The following is a 13,655-nucleotide window of genomic DNA, read 5'->3' on the forward strand; positions in this document are numbered from 1 at the left end:
GGCGGCTAGGCGACCAGGCTCGTGAAGAAGTCGCCGAAGCCCTGAGCGATGTCCATGATGCCGCCGCCGAGCGACTTGGCGACGTCGGCGGCGGAGTTGGGCCGGTAGGCGATGAAGAAGATCAAGAATGCGACCAGGGCCCAGGTGAGGACCTTCTTGACCATGGTGGGCCATCCTCTCGCGCGGCGCCGGGTCCAATTCCCCCAGTGGTACCCAGAGTATCAGTAGGGTGTCGTACAGTGAATATCTGCGCATGTTCTCCAACCCGCCGGTGCCGGCCGGTCAGGCCCGCCCGTGCAGGTACGGAGACGGTGCGCCGTACACGAGCTCGGGCGGTGTCCACTCGGTGAGGTCGTGCAGCACGACTTCTTCCGCGAGGAGGTGACCCGCGCTCGCCGGCCAGGCTATCGCATGGAGCCACATTCCCCGAGCCTCGCCGGCGTACGCGCTTCGATCTGTCGGCGAATTCACGAGCCACAGTGGAGTCGGGTGACCGCCCACCCTGATCTTGGCGTGCGGCACGCGTTCGGGGTGACCAGGACCGGGGTCGGTCAGCGCCTCCTCGACCTGGGGCCCCGGGTCCGGACCGGGCAGGGCGGCGAAGCGCGAGCCCAGCCCGACGCCCGGCTCCTCGGCGACGAAGAGGAGGTCGGCCGGCCCACCGTCGAGGGGGGCCGGACCGGCGCAGGCGATCGCGGTCGCGCGGATCCCGCCCCGATCGTCGCCCGCCCAGGCCACCCCGGTCAGGGTCCACCCGGTGGGCAGCGGCCACGGGCACCAGAGCGGTACGCCGGGCCGCCCGGACGGGTCGGCGTCGGCCGCCACCCGCTCCACCACACTCGCCATGATCTCGGCGTTGATGTGCTCGGGCACGTGCAGCGGCGGCACCGGGCCGCAGCGCAGGCACCGGAACTCACCGTGCATCAGGTCCGGCTCGCGGACCCCGCCCGCGCACCTCGGACAACTCACCGCCACACTCACGTCCCCACGGTCACCCCGTACCGCCGGGGCGTCAAGCGGAGCGGCCGGATCCCGCCCGGTTCAGTCCGGCGGCGGCCCGGCGTACGCCCGGATCCAGGCGTGCATGGCGATCCCGCTGGCCACCCCGGCGTTGATCGACCGGGTGGAGCCGTACTGGGCGATCGAGAAGAGCTCGTCGCAGGCGGCCCGGGCGGCGTCGGAGAGGCCGGGGCCCTCCTGACCGAAGAGGAGCACGCAGCGGCGGGGCAGGGTGCTGGTCTCCAGCGGCTTCGAGCCCGGCAGGTTGTCGATGCCGACCACCGGCAGCCGCCGCTCCGCCGTCCAGGCGACGAACTCCTCGATCGTCGGGTGGTGCCGGACGTGCTGGTACCGGTCGGTGACCATGGCGCCGCGCCGGTTCCACCGCCGCCGCCCGACGATGTGCACCTCGGCGGCGAGGAAGGCGTTGGCGTTGCGGACCACCGTGCCGATGTTGAAGTCGTGCTGCCAGTTCTCGATGGCCACGTGGAACTCGTGCCGGCGCCGGTCCAGGTCGGCCACCACGGCCTCGCGCCGCCAGTAGCGGTAGCGGTCCACCACGTTGCGCCGGTCGCCCTCGGCGAGCAGCTCCGGGTCGAACCGTGGGTCGTCCGGCGGGTCGCCGGGCCAGGGCCCCACACCCACGTCGAGCTGGTCGTCGGTCACGGTTTCCAGAGGGTACGGCCCACCGCCGTCGCCGGCCACCGGCACCCCGGTCAGCGCAGCTCCAGCGCGCCGCCGACCCGGTCGAGGAAGCGCCGGTCGGCGGGGCTCGGCCCGCCGTCCCCGGTCCGGCAGACCCGGACCGCGACGGACTCCACCCACTGCCGGTACGCCGCCGAGTCGGCCGGGTCGGCACGGCGCCGGAGCACGCGTACCGCCGACCGGCAGGCGGCGAGCAGGTCGACCAGGTCGGTGAGGAGTTCGTCCCCACCGGCGGCGCCGTCGTGCCGGGCGTAGATCGCGGCGACCACGGCCCGGACGAGGTCACTGTCGAAACCCCGGCCGGCCGCCACGGCGTCCAAGCCGGCGAGGCCGGCACCGACGCCGCGCGGCGAGCGTCCCGGGGCGGGCGAGGCGGCGGCGACGAGGACCCGACCCGGCAGGTCGGTCAGCAGGTCCCACTCGGCCGCGGAGTAGCCGGCGGTGGTCAGCGGGGCGCGACGTCCGGTAGAGGGCGGCTCTCCGGCGACGGAGTAGCTCATGGGCACCTCCGGCGTCAGCATATGCCCCGGAAGCGCAAAAGAGCCCCTTCCCCGCGGGAACGCCGGGGAAGGGGCTCTTCGTGATGGGTCGGGGGTCAGCGCGGCTCGGGGAAGCTCGGCCGCTCCGGGTCGACGCCCTCGGGCACGGCGGCGGCCGCGTACTCCTTCTTGGGGACCATCACCTTGCGGCGGAAGACGCAGACCAGGGTCCCGTCCTGGTTGTAGCCCCGGGTCTCCACCGCGACGACGCCGCGGTCCGGCTTCGAGGAGGACTCCCGCTTGTCCAGCACTGTCGTCTCGCCGTAGATGGTGTCCCCGTGGAAGGTCGGGGCGACGTGCCGCAGGGACTCGATCTCCAGGTTGGCGATCGCCTTGCCGCTGACGTCCGGCACCGACATGCCGAGGAGCAGCGAGTAGATGTAGTTGCCGACCACCACGTTGCGCTTGAACTGGGTCGCCGACTCGGCGTAGTGGGCGTCCATGTGCAGCGGGTGGTGGTTCATGGTGAGCAGGCAGAAGAGGTGGTCGTCGTACTCGGTCACCGTCTTGCCCGGCCAGTGCCGGTAGACCGCGCCGACCTCGAACTCCTCGTAGTAGCGGCCGAACTGCATCCTTGTCCCCTTCGACGGGCGGCGATGGAGTTCGGCACAGCATGCCTTACCGCTTGTTAAGGCGACGGCAGGGGCGCTGGCGGTGAGGAAAAGTCACAGCGGCTCACCCGGGGGGAGACGCAATGAGCGGCGGGGCCCTCCCCGGCACCCGCCGCCCACGCTCTGATGTCCAAGATTCTGCCGTACATCGGTACTGGGACGACAGAGACCGACGTCACATTTATCTTTTCGTAACAATACATTGAGTGACTGGCGACCACGCCGGAGGCGATCTCCGCGACCCGGATAGCCGCTTGTCAAGTGTCAAGTTACCGATACGTAGCGAACACTCAGGGCGATCTCTTTGGAAGCGCTCCCATTACCTGCTGTCACGCAAGTGCGACGTGTATGCGCGATCGGCACGAGGAGGCAGGAACTTCGCTCGACGCGCCCCCAGCCTGACCGGAACGCCGCGCAGCGTTTCGTCGCGTACCTCACGGGAATTCCGGGGCATCCACCCTGGTTCCAGTTGACGTAGGCAATCCGCGCTGATCGGAGAGAGTGCAATGGCAACGGTTGAGCTGACCACGGCCAACTTCGACGAGGTGACCGAACAGGACGGCATCGTCCTCCTCGACTTCTGGGCCGACTGGTGCGGTCCGTGCAAGCGGTTCGCCCCGGTCTATGAGCGCTCGTCGGAGAAGCACCCGGACATCGTCTTCGGCAAGGTCGACACGGAGGCGCAGCAGGAGCTGGCCGTCAAGTTCAACATCAGCTCCATCCCGACCATCATGGCGGTCAAGGACGGCGTGGTCGTGTTCGCCCAGCCGGGCGCCCTGCCGGAGTCCGCGCTGGAGAACCTGATCGAGCAGGTCGAGAAGCTCGACATGGACGACGTTCGCAAGCAGATGGCCGAGCAGGGTCACAAGCACTGAGCAGGCTCGAGTCCGGCGACGGCCGGGTCCCCGTGTCGGGGACCCGGCCGTCGCCGTCTCCGGGCCGCCAACCCGCCTGACCAGCGAAACGGCCAGCGAGTAATGGACGACGGACGGACACCCCCGGTGGCCCCGATCCCGTATGGTCCACAGCCGATGGAGACCTTGACCACCCGCGGCCGCGCGGTCCGGCTGGGCGCCACCGCGCTCGGGTTGGCGCTGCTCCTCGCCGGCACCGTCCGGGGCACCGACGACGACTTCCCGTTCGGCCCGTTCCGGATGTACTCCACCTCCGACCCGCCGAACGCGCCCGCGCCGGACACCCGCGTCGAGGGCGTCGACCGCACCGGCGCGGTGGTCGCGCTGGGCCAGGATGCCACCGGCATTCGCCGCGCCGAGATCGAGGGCCAGCAGGACCGGTACGCCGCCGACCCCAGCCTGCTGCGCCGGGTCGCCGACGCATACGCCGAGCGCCACCCCGCCGCTCCCGCGCTGGTCGAGGTCCGCATCGTGATCCGCTGGCACGACATCCAGGGCGGCCGCCCGACCGGCCGCTGGACCGACCGCACCGCCGTACGCTGGCAGGCCACCCCGTGACCGGCTGGCTGACCGAGGCGGTCCCGCGCGGGCGGGTGGCCGCCTTCCGCACCCTCGTCTACCTCTTCGTCGCCACCGACCTGGTGATCTTCACCCCCTGGGTGCGTACCCGGGTCGACGTGCCCGGCGACCTCTACCAACCGCTGCTGATCGGCCGGCTGCTGCCGCTGCCCACCCCCACGCCGGCCCTGGTCGGCGTCATCTTCTGGGTGCTGCTGGCGCTCTCGCTACTGGCGGCGACCGGGCGGGCGCCCCGACTGCTCGGCTGGACGGTCTTCGCCCTCTACTTCGAGTGGATGATCGTCGCGATGAGCTACGGCAAGGTCGACCACGACCGGTTCGGGCTCCTCGTCGCGCTCGCCGCCCTGCCCACCGCCGGGCGGGCCCGGCACGGTGACCCGACCCGTACCGAGGCCGGTGGCTGGGCGCTGCGGGTCACCCAGATCGCGGTGATCTGCACGTACTTCCTGGCGGCCTGGGCCAAGTTGCGCTTCGGCGGCCTCGACTGGGCGACCGGGTCGGTGCTGGCCCGCGCGATCATCCGGCGCGGCACCGACCTGGCCGACCTGATCGCCCAGGTGCCGCACCTGCTGATCGTCGCCCAGTTCGGCCTCCTCGCCTTCGAGCTGCTCAGCCCACTGGTCTTCGTGCTGCCCGAGCGGTGGCGGCTGGCCGCGGTGGGGTTCTTCTACTCCTTCCATCTGGTCACCATCGCGACGATCACCATCTCGTTCGCGCCGCACCTGGTGGCGATGACCAGCTTCCTGCCGCTGGAGCGGGTCCGCCCGATCAGCCTGCTCCGCCGTCGGCGGTCACCGGCCACCCTCGGCCAGCTCGGCGAGCATCCCCTCGCAGCTACGAACGACGACCTGAGCGCCGCGCCGCTGGCCCAGTCGTAGCAGCGGGTCCTCCGCGCGGTTCCGCCAACGCCACTGCGCCTCGGCGGCGACGTCCCACAGCTGCTGCACGGTCGCGCCGTGCTCGACGCCGAGCCGGGCCGCCAGCCCGATCCCATCGCCACCGACCAGCCGCTGCGCCTCGGCAGCCAGCTCGGCGTCGAACCCGAGCCGGCTGGTTCGCAGCGCGGCCAGCAGGCGCAGCTCGCGGAACTCGTGCGCCCCGACGAGGATCTGCTCGACCCGGCCGAGCAGCTCGTCGGCGCCCCTACCGGGCTCGGCACGTGCCAGCGCCTCCACGGCGGCCAGCGCCGACCGCGCCTTGAGCGTGTCCCGCCGGTCGACGAGGAAGCGCGCCATCGACTCGCGCAGCTCCGTCAGGCCGCTGCGCCGGATCAGCTCGGCGGAGAGCTTGGCCCGACTGTCGCAGCCGGTACGGATCAGCGTGGTCGCCAGCCGGAGCCCGACGAGCCCGAGCCGGTCCAGCAGCGCGGCGCGTACCCCGGCGTCCAGCCGCAGCGGCAGGTCGCCGCGGACGAAGCGGTCGGCGGAGAGCAGATGCGGCTCCAACTCCGGACGGGGCACCCGGGCCAGCACTGCGAGCGCGGCGAAGTCCGATTCGCTGAGGATCCGACCGGCCAGGCCGAGCAGGCCGCTGCACGGGACGACGTGCACGCAGAGCGCGTCCACCCGGGGATCGCGGTGCTGGCGCCGGGCGAGCCGGCGGGCGGTGAGCAGTCCGTCGATCCGCCCGCCGCCGGTCTCGTCCACCCGGGACAGCACCATGATGACGTTCACCGCGGCGGACTGCCCGACCGCGCTCTCCCGGGTGCCGGCCAGCACCCGCAGATCGCCGCCCCGGCCGTCCCGGGTCAGGTACAACACCGCGTCCGCGTCCCGCAGCACCCGATCCATCACCGGCGCCCGGCCCTGCTCGTCGAGGCTGGTGGCCGGCGTGTCGATCAGGGTCGCCTGGCGCAGCGTCCGGGTCGGCCACTGCACCACGATGTCCCGCAGCTCGCCCGCCCGCCAGCCGACGAGGTCCACCCGCATCCCGGTCGCCGACTTGGCAATCGCCAGCTCCTGTGGCGGGTGGCCGGTCGAGTAGGCGGTGGCGCTCGGCTGCGCCGCGTCCTCGTACCAGGTGAAGACGGCGCTGCCGTCCACCCCGTCGACCGGCGCGACCTCCTCACCCATGATCGCGTTCAGCAGGGTCGACTTGCCGGACCGCCACGGGCCGGCGATCGCGATCCGCAGCGGTTGCTCCAGCCTGGCCAACTGATGCCGCAGCTGGTCGGTCGCCCGCGGGCTGTCCCGGTAGAGCTGGAGGGCGTGGTGCAGCAGCCCCCACACGGCCTCGTCCAGCCCCAGTCCGACGGTCATGCCCGGGGCCCCAGGGACGCCGGGGCGGACCGGGCGCCGGTCAGCTGCTGAGCCTGCTCGAAGAGCGTGGCCAGCCGGGCCATCCTCAGCCCGATCTCGCGCTGCCGCTGGTCACGGACGGCCGCATCGGTGTCGGCGGCCTGCTTGGCGCTGCGGAACGACTGGATGATGGCCTCCTGCAGTTCCTCGGTCAGCGCGGTGAAATGGTCCCGGAGCATCCGCTGCACCTGCCGCGCGGCGTCCCGGCGGTCCTTGGTGATCCGGACGAAGAAGTCGTCGACATGCCGCTGGACCGCCGTCTTGACCACCGACTGGCGGCGGCGGAGCAGCTGCTTGCTCTCGTCGCGAATGCTCTTGCCGCCGAGCAGGGCGCCGACGCCGACCGAGAGTGGGTTGATCATCGGCAGGCCGGCCAGCGTCGTCGCCAGACCGATCATCAGCATGCCGCCGTACGAGCCGCGCATGCCGGTGATCACTTTCTGGGTCGGCGTGAACCGGTCGATGTTCGGCCGTTCGATGTCCGGGAGCCGGTCGCCGAGGTCCGCCGGCGTCGTCACCGACCAGGGCGGCAGTATTTCGGCGCCGTATCGGGCGAAGGTGCCGGCCACCCGGCGGGCGGCCCAGTCGCAGCGCTGGACCAGCCACTCGTGGTTCGCCTCCGCCGCCTCCACCAGGCTGTGCTCCAGCCACTCCTGGAAGGCGTCCCAGGTGACCAACGGATCAGCCTCGTCGAACGCGTCGTCCACCGTGCGCAGGATCTGCCGGGTCCGGTCGCGCAGGTCGTACTCGATGTCGGCGAGCAGGTCGGCCATCTCGTCGGCGAGCGTGTTCTGCCACCGCGTGGAGCAGCGGCGCAGCTCGTCGACCTCACGCTGAGCCGCGTGCAACCGGGCGATCGGTCCGGACTGCTCCTCGGCCTCCTGACTCACCATCTCGGCGCGCAGCGGCGCGGCAAGCTGTTCCACCACGGTCCTGGTGATCACCCCGACGGCGGCCCGGGCCAACCGGTCGGACTTGTCGGCGAGGTCCCGCTGCAACCGGCCGATCAGCGCAGGGAAGCCGGACTCGGCGTTGAGTTCCCGGTCGTCGCCGGCGGCCGCGCGCAGCCGCAGGGCCGCCGAGACCGGAATCACCGGCGCCGGTACGCCGGCCTCGGCGAGGTGCCGCCGGTTGCGCTCGGCGACCGCACGCCAGTCCGGTACGAGATCCGTCTTGGTCTGCACCACCACCACGTTCGGGTGCGACCGGGCGACGTGCAGCAGCATGGTCAGCTCGCCGGCCGACAGCTCCCGGGTGGAGTCGGAGACCAGCAGCACGGTGTCCGCCCAGGCCGGCGCGGCGGCCGGCCCGGCAGCGCCGAGCGCGGCGACCTCGTCGGCGCCCGGGGTGTCCACCAGCGCCAGCCCGGCGCCGAGCAGCGCCCGGGGTAGTCCGATCTCGACGTAGGCCGGCCCGCCGCCGGGCCGGCGGCCGAGCTTGCCGGCAACCCCCGCGGCGACTTGGTCCAGTGGTACCGGGATCCGCTCGGCGGTGGCCGGGACCGCGGTGCCGGCGGGCCGGCCGGGGGCCGTCGGTGGCGCCTGCACCACGGTGGCCGTCGGGACCTCCGCGTGCTGCACCACGGTCGGGAGCACGGTGGTCCGGTCGTCGCCGACCGGGCAGGCCGGCGCGTTGATGATGGCGTTGACGAGCTGGCTCTTGCCCTGGTGCGACTCACCGATGACCAGGACGCGCAGCTTGGGGTCCAGCAGCTGGACCCGCTTCTGCCGCACCGCCTGAAGCAGGTCTCCTCGCCCGTGTGCGCTGCACGTACGAGCGATCTCGTCGAGCACGTCCAGCCAGATCGCCGTGATCACCGCACCAAGTGTGCGGATTTCGGCTCAATTATCAAGAGGGCCCGAAGCCGAAGCGCGAGCGGGCGACCGGTTCGCCGGCCGCCCACTCCCACTGAGCCCTGCGTCAGAACAGGCCACCCAGCAGACCGCCGTCGGACGAGGTGTGCACGTCGGTGTGGACGGTGGTGTCGCTGTGGGCCCCGGAGTCGCCCGTCAGCCCACCGGTGAGGCCGCCGACCGTGCCGGTCACGCCGCTGACCGTGCCGGTGACGCCGGACACGGTGCCGTCCACGTGCTGCGTGACGCCGTCCACCGTGGCCGGCACGTGCACCGGCGGGACCACGCCGGCGCCGCCGCCCAGGCCGAGCCCGCCCAGGGTGTGGTCGACGCCGAGCGAACCGACGACCCCGTTGACCTGGGCCTGCGTGCCGGAAAGGACGCCCAGGTCACCGCCGAGCACGTCACCGTGGAGCACACCGGCGTCGGTGGTGCCGAGCGGGTTGGCGACCGTGCCGGCGACGTCCCCGACGGCCGGGTCGGCCGCACCGTCCACCGCGCCCACCACGTCCGAGTCAAGGGTGTACGCCACGTCGTGCACCCCGGTCAGGTCGGTGGCGAGGCCGCCCGGCCCGACGCCCAGGCCGATCCCCGGCAGCACGGCCGCCCCGGCATATCCGCCGGCCGGATCGATCGCGATGGCACCCAGCGCGCCGGCCGTGGCGTCCACACCACTGTGGGAGCTGTTGACGCTGATCTGCTGCGGCACGGCCTGGAGCTGGCCGACCACGTCGGTGGCGTCGCTCGCGAGCGGGTCGAGCCCGAGCTGCCCGGCCACCGGAGCCACCGATGCGAGGCCCGCCCCGGGGGCATAGTCGACCACCAGCGGCACCACGTCCTGCACGTCGGCGGCGGTGACGTCGGTGAGCCCCGCGGCCTGCAGCGCACCCTCCGGGTCGAGGTCGAAGGCCGACCGCGCGTCCGGGTCGGTGAGCAGGTTGAGCACAAAGTCGTGCAGGGTCTGTTGCGAATCCACGCTCTGGTGCGAATTAACGTGCGCGGTCTGCTGCGAATCCATGGGGCGTTCTCCTCGAACGTACGTCAGCGACGGTCGTGCGTCGGCAGTGACGCTAGGGCCGGGGTTTGTGGTCGTCATCGGGGCGCGTCCCGCAACCGGCTGCGCCTGATTAGGGTCATCGCCCCCTCGCGCGTTAGGGGGATAGGGGGAAGCGGGACGGTCAGAGTTAGGGGGCGAAAGCGGTAGCGATCTCTGGTACGAACGTAGGAGCCCACGGGGTTCGCCGAGGGTCAGTCGCCACGGTGCCGACACCGTCGCCAGCGCCATTCGCGGTGGAGGAAGAAACGAATGCCGTACGTCCTGGGGATGGACATCGGAAGCACCAGCACGGCCGCCGCCGTGGCCCGGTGGCGGGGCGAGACCTGGGCCCGCCCCGAGGTGGTGGCGCTGGACGTCAGGTCGCACGTCGTACCGTCGGTGCTGCACCTGTCGCCGGACGGGTCGCTCACGGTGGGCGAGCCCGCCAGCGACGACCCCGGCCGCACCACCCGGGACTTCGTCCGCCGGGTCGGCGACGACGTGCCCCTGCTGCTCGGCGGTGAGCCCTGCGAGCCGCAGACGCTGGTAGCGGAACTGGCGATATGGGTGGTGGAACGGGTCTCGGCCCGGGAGGGCGAGTTCGCCGAAGCCGTTGTGCTCAGCCACCCCGCCGGGTGGGGCCCGCACCGGCGTGAACTGCTGCACCGGGCGCTGCGGGACCTCGGGCTGCGCAACCTGACGCTGCTCCCTCGCCCGATCACGGTCGCCGAGAGCCACGCGGCCCGGGGATTCCCGGGCACCACCGCCGCTGTCTACGCCCTGGGCGGCAACACCTTCGAGGCGGCCCTGGTCCGCCGCAACCCGCGTGGCACGTACGAGACGTTCGGCCTGGCGCAGGGCCTGGACGCCGTCGGCGGCAGCGACTTCGACGAGTCGCTCGCGGAGCACGTCCGTACCGTGCTCGGCCGGGAGTTCGCCGGCGCCGCAAGGCGAGCGGGGTACCCGCCGCTGCGCGGACTGCTGCCGGCGTGCGACCGGGCCAAGCGCGAACTCACCGTCGCCACGGAGACCGACGTCATGCTGACGCTGCCGACGGGACCGGTCCGGGTGCCGGTGACCCGGGCCCAGTTCGAGGACATGATCCGGCCGGCGGTCCGGTCGACCGTCGACCTGCTGGTGCGCACCGTACAGTCGGCCGGCCTGACCCCGACGCAGCTCGACGGCATCCTCCTCGCCGGCGGCTCGGCCCGGATCCCGCTGGTCACCGACCTGCTCGCCGCCGCTCTTCCCGTCCCCGTGGAGGTGGAGCCGGATCCCCAGTCGACCGCCGCCGCCGGGGCGGCGCTCGCCGCCGGTCAGGTGGTGTCACCGCACCCCCGCCGGCCGGCCGCGGTGGCCACGTCCATACCGGCCAGTGAGGCCGGGGCTGCGGTTCCGGCGTGGCCGCACGCCGCGCCCGAGCACGCCGTCCACGGCGAGCCACCACCCCGTCCCCCGGTCCGGATCACCCCGCTGAACCTGCCGAAGGCGTCCCGCTTGGCGTTGGCCCGGGGACGGGGACGCGAAGGATGACCGCCATGATCATGAGTAGCGTTGTCGACGACGCCCGGCCCGTGCTGGGCCAGGGGCCGACCGCCCTGCTCGGGGCGGTGGCGGCAGACCCCGGGACTCCCCTCGCCGTCGGCGTGACGGGTCCCGGCGGCCACGGAAAGACGGCGCTGCTCACGGAGCTGGCACGCGCCTACCGGCGAGGTGGGGCCACCGTGCTGGAGGGCGTGCCGCTCCCGACCGGCGAGGTCGACGCCGAGGCGGTGCTGCTGGTCGACGATGCCCACCTGCTCGATGACGCGCGGCTCGAGACGTTGCGCCGGCTGGTGGTCGCCCGCCGACACCGGCTGCTGCTCGGCTACCGCCCGTGGCCCCGGTCGGCGGCACTGGCCGAGCTGGCCGACGCGCTGAGGCGGGACGGGCAGCAGGTCGTGCTCACTCCGTTCACTGCGGAGCAGACCGCCGCCTACCTCGCCACCGTGCCCGAGCTGGGCCGGCGCAGCGACCTGGTCGCCTTCGTGCACGGGCAGACCGGTGGCGTCCCCCGGGACGTCGAGCGGCTGATCCGTGGGCTGCGCGGGCAGGAGAACCTGGCCGGCGTCCCGACCGAGCCGCCCCGGCCGGCCGTCCTCCAGTTCGGGCCGGACCTGGAGGAGCTGGTGCCTGATGTCCGGCGGCTGCTGCTGGCCGTCGCGGCGGGCGTGCCGCTGCCGGTGGACCTGCTCGGCCCGCTGCTCGACCGGGTGCCCGAGGTGGTGAACGAGCTGGTCACCGCCACCCGGGCGGCGGGCCTGCTGGGTACCGACGGCCGGCTCGCGCCGATCGTGCGGCAGGCGGTCATCGCACTCAGCCCGATCACCGAACGCGCCGCGATCTGGCGCCGGCTCGGCGAATTGCAGCTCGGCCGGGGCGCGCCGGTGCTCCCGTTGGTCCACTCGTTACGTACGGACGGCGCGCTCGGCGACTGCCCGGCCCCGGCGCTGACGGCCGCGGCCGAGGAGGCGCTGGCCGCGGACCCCGTGCTCGCGGCCGAACTCTTCGCCGCGGCCGCAGCGGCGGGCCGGCCGGCCGGCGCCCGCCAGGCGGTCGCCGCGGCGCTCGCCGGCGACCTGGACGCCGCCCTCCGGTTGGCGGACCGGCTGCTCGCGACGGCCGCTCCAGCCGACCGGCGAGAGGCGGCGACGGTGGCCGCGACGGCGCTGGTGCACCGCGGTCAGGTCGGCCGCAGCCTCGAGCTGTACCGGTGGTCGGGCAGCGCCTCGGCCAAGGCGTTCGCGGCCGTCGGAGCGCTCGCCGTCGGGCGCCCGACCGCGGACGCGGACAGGCCCGGTGACGACCCGGACGGCGGTCCCCCAACCCTGCACTCCAGCGCCGCCCGGCTGATGGCCGAGGGGGTACGGGAGAGCGTCACCGGCCCGCCGACCACCGCGCTGTCCACGCTGGTGCAGGCGGCGGCGCTACTGGAACCGGACGGTCGGGCGGTGCTGCTGCCGGACAGCCCAGCCGCGCTCGCCGCGTTGACGGCGATCCACTGTGCCGAGTTGGACATCGCCGAGGGGGTGCTGGATCGGGCGGTGACGACCGGCATCGGCGGCCCGCTGTTGGCTCGCCGCCACCGGCTGTTGCAGGCCTGGATCCTGATGATCCGGGGGCACCCGGTCGCCGCGGCCGAGCGGCTGGCCACGGTGGCCGCCGAGCGACCGCTGGAGTCGCGCGACCTGCTCCTGGCCAGTGCGCTCCGGCTGGGCATCGCCCGGCGCAACAGCGACCTCGGGGCGCTGCAACGCGGCTGGGTGCCCGCGCTGGAGGCGGTGGTCCGGCACCCCGTCGACCTGTTCACGCTGCTGCCGCTGGGCGAGCTGGCTGTCGCCGGCGCCCGGCTGGGCGAGCTGGCCCGGCTGGAGCCGTACCTGCGGGAGGCCCGGCTGCTGCTGGACCGGCTCGGCGATCCGGCGCTGTGGAGCGCGCCGCTGCACTGGGCCGGCCTGCACGCCGCGATCCTGACCGAGGAACCGACGGTCGCCGACGAGCATGTTGCCGCGCTGCTCGCCGCGGCCGACCACAGCCGGTACGCCGCAGTGGTCTCCGCGGCCGCCGCGACCTGGGTCGAGGTGCTACGCGGCGTGGTCGACCCGGCCCGGGTGGAGGCCGCCGCCCGCGGGCTGCACGACGCCGGGTTGTGCTGGGACGCCGCTCGCCTCGCCGGACAGGCCGCGATCCGCACCTCGGACCGGCGGGCGATGACCACCCTGCTGGAGTGCGCCCGGGTGCTCCAGGGCCGGCCGGCCGCCCTCCGGGACGCGCAGCCGCCCGCGGCAGGCGACGGCGGTCCACAGGTCGCCGTCACCGTCACCGCACCGAACCCGCTCAGCGAGCGCGAGCACGAGGTGGCCGAGCTGGTGCTGGCCGGACTGACCTACCGGGAGATCGGCGACCGGCTCTTCATCTCGGCGAAGACCGTGGAGCACCATGTGGCACGGATGCGGTCCCGGCTGAACTGCGCCAGCCGGGCGGAACTGCTGGCGCTGCTGCGCACCGTCGTCGCGGACCGGTCGAGCGCCCCGGGCCGGCAGCCGTGGCCGGAACGGACCGCACGGTGAGCCGGCGGCGAGG

13 protein-coding genes are annotated in these 13,655 nt (G+C 73.3%); 5 read left to right on the plus strand and 8 right to left on the minus strand.

Annotation, left to right across the window (positions count from 1 at the left end):
- Positions 1–5 precede the first annotated feature (5 nt).
- From ACFYOS_RS04395 to ACFYOS_RS04415, 5 genes are all read right to left on the minus strand, one after another.
- Entirely contained in the window at positions 6–164 is a 159-nt protein-coding gene (locus ACFYOS_RS04395; protein WP_200215318.1) for a hypothetical protein, read from the minus strand.
- Positions 165–282: 118 nt separating this feature from the next.
- Positions 283–981, minus strand: coding sequence for a DUF6758 family protein (locus ACFYOS_RS04400; protein ID WP_387135973.1), 699 nt, complete (start codon positions 979–981; stop codon positions 283–285).
- Positions 982–1,041: 60 nt separating this feature from the next.
- A complete protein-coding gene (locus tag ACFYOS_RS04405) occupies positions 1,042–1,665 on the minus strand; it encodes a TrmH family RNA methyltransferase (protein ID WP_387135974.1) in 624 nt (207 codons plus the stop codon).
- 50 nt (positions 1,666–1,715) lie between these two features.
- A complete protein-coding gene (locus tag ACFYOS_RS04410; protein ID WP_387135975.1) occupies positions 1,716–2,204 on the minus strand; it encodes a hypothetical protein in 489 nt (162 codons plus the stop codon).
- Between the two features lie 95 nt (positions 2,205–2,299).
- Positions 2,300–2,815 carry a MaoC family dehydratase gene (locus tag ACFYOS_RS04415; protein WP_091338011.1) on the minus strand — a complete coding sequence of 172 codons (516 nt, stop codon included), beginning with the start codon at positions 2,813–2,815 and terminating at the stop codon, positions 2,300–2,302.
- A 545-nt stretch (positions 2,816–3,360) separates the two neighbouring features.
- Here ACFYOS_RS04415 and trxA point away from each other — a divergent pair.
- From trxA to ACFYOS_RS04430, 3 genes are all read left to right on the plus strand, one after another.
- Positions 3,361–3,729 (plus strand): thioredoxin, encoded by a 369-nt coding sequence (gene trxA / locus ACFYOS_RS04420; RefSeq protein ID WP_387135976.1) that lies wholly within the window; start codon positions 3,361–3,363, stop codon positions 3,727–3,729.
- 156 nt (positions 3,730–3,885) lie between these two features.
- Entirely contained in the window at positions 3,886–4,326 is a 441-nt protein-coding gene (locus tag ACFYOS_RS04425) for a hypothetical protein (protein ID WP_387135977.1), read from the plus strand.
- The gene (locus ACFYOS_RS04430) at positions 4,323–5,225 is read left to right on the plus strand and encodes an MFS transporter permease (RefSeq protein ID WP_387135978.1); all 903 of its coding nucleotides are present in this window, start codon (positions 4,323–4,325) and stop codon (positions 5,223–5,225) included. Before ACFYOS_RS04425 ends, ACFYOS_RS04430 begins: the two co-directional genes overlap by 4 nt.
- Here the strand turns inward: ACFYOS_RS04430 and ACFYOS_RS04435 are convergent.
- The 3 genes from ACFYOS_RS04435 to ACFYOS_RS04445 form a co-directional block, all read right to left on the minus strand.
- Positions 5,139–6,605, minus strand: coding sequence for a dynamin family protein (locus tag ACFYOS_RS04435; protein ID WP_387135979.1), 1,467 nt, complete (start codon positions 6,603–6,605; stop codon positions 5,139–5,141). The two genes, ACFYOS_RS04430 and ACFYOS_RS04435, sit on opposite strands and share 87 nt — an antisense overlap.
- Positions 6,602–8,461 (minus strand): dynamin family protein, encoded by a 1,860-nt coding sequence (locus ACFYOS_RS04440; RefSeq protein WP_387135980.1) that lies wholly within the window; start codon positions 8,459–8,461, stop codon positions 6,602–6,604. The genes ACFYOS_RS04435 and ACFYOS_RS04440 overlap by 4 nt, the downstream gene beginning before the upstream one ends.
- Positions 8,462–8,564: 103 nt before the next feature.
- Entirely contained in the window at positions 8,565–9,515 is a 951-nt protein-coding gene (locus ACFYOS_RS04445) for an IniB N-terminal domain-containing protein (protein ID WP_387135981.1), read from the minus strand.
- A gap of 288 nt (positions 9,516–9,803) precedes the next feature.
- On the opposite strand from ACFYOS_RS04445, the gene ACFYOS_RS04450 reads away from it, so the two are divergent.
- Together ACFYOS_RS04450 and ACFYOS_RS04455 are read left to right on the plus strand one after the other, a co-directional pair.
- Positions 9,804–11,066: an Hsp70 family protein gene (locus tag ACFYOS_RS04450; protein WP_387135982.1), complete on the plus strand. Its 1,263-nt coding sequence runs from the start codon at positions 9,804–9,806 to the stop codon at positions 11,064–11,066.
- A gap of 5 nt (positions 11,067–11,071) precedes the next feature.
- Positions 11,072–13,642 carry a LuxR C-terminal-related transcriptional regulator gene (locus ACFYOS_RS04455; RefSeq protein WP_387135983.1) on the plus strand — a complete coding sequence of 857 codons (2,571 nt, stop codon included), beginning with the start codon at positions 11,072–11,074 and terminating at the stop codon, positions 13,640–13,642.
- Positions 13,643–13,655: the final 13 nt, after the last annotated feature.

Origin of the sequence: Micromonospora sp. NPDC005806 (assembly GCF_042871425.1) — a bacterium.
Classification (GTDB): Bacteria; Actinomycetota; Actinomycetes; order Mycobacteriales; family Micromonosporaceae; genus Micromonospora.

Coding starts and splice junctions, on each gene's coding strand:
- ACFYOS_RS04415 (WP_091338011.1), bottom strand. CDS start 2,815: ATGCAGTTCGGCCGCTACTACGAGGAGTTCGAGGTCGGCGCGGTCTAC.
- ACFYOS_RS04435 (WP_387135979.1), bottom strand. CDS start 6,605: ATGACCGTCGGACTGGGGCTGGACGAGGCCGTGTGGGGGCTGCTGCAC.
- ACFYOS_RS04445 (WP_387135981.1), bottom strand. CDS start 9,515: ATGGATTCGCAGCAGACCGCGCACGTTAATTCGCACCAGAGCGTGGAT.
- ACFYOS_RS04455 (WP_387135983.1), top strand. CDS start 11,072: ATGATCATGAGTAGCGTTGTCGACGACGCCCGGCCCGTGCTGGGCCAG.
- ACFYOS_RS04395 (WP_200215318.1), bottom strand. CDS start 164: ATGGTCAAGAAGGTCCTCACCTGGGCCCTGGTCGCATTCTTGATCTTC.
- ACFYOS_RS04450 (WP_387135982.1), top strand. CDS start 9,804: ATGCCGTACGTCCTGGGGATGGACATCGGAAGCACCAGCACGGCCGCC.
- ACFYOS_RS04425 (WP_387135977.1), top strand. CDS start 3,886: ATGGAGACCTTGACCACCCGCGGCCGCGCGGTCCGGCTGGGCGCCACC.
- trxA (WP_387135976.1), top strand. CDS start 3,361: ATGGCAACGGTTGAGCTGACCACGGCCAACTTCGACGAGGTGACCGAA.
- ACFYOS_RS04410 (WP_387135975.1), bottom strand. CDS start 2,204: ATGAGCTACTCCGTCGCCGGAGAGCCGCCCTCTACCGGACGTCGCGCC.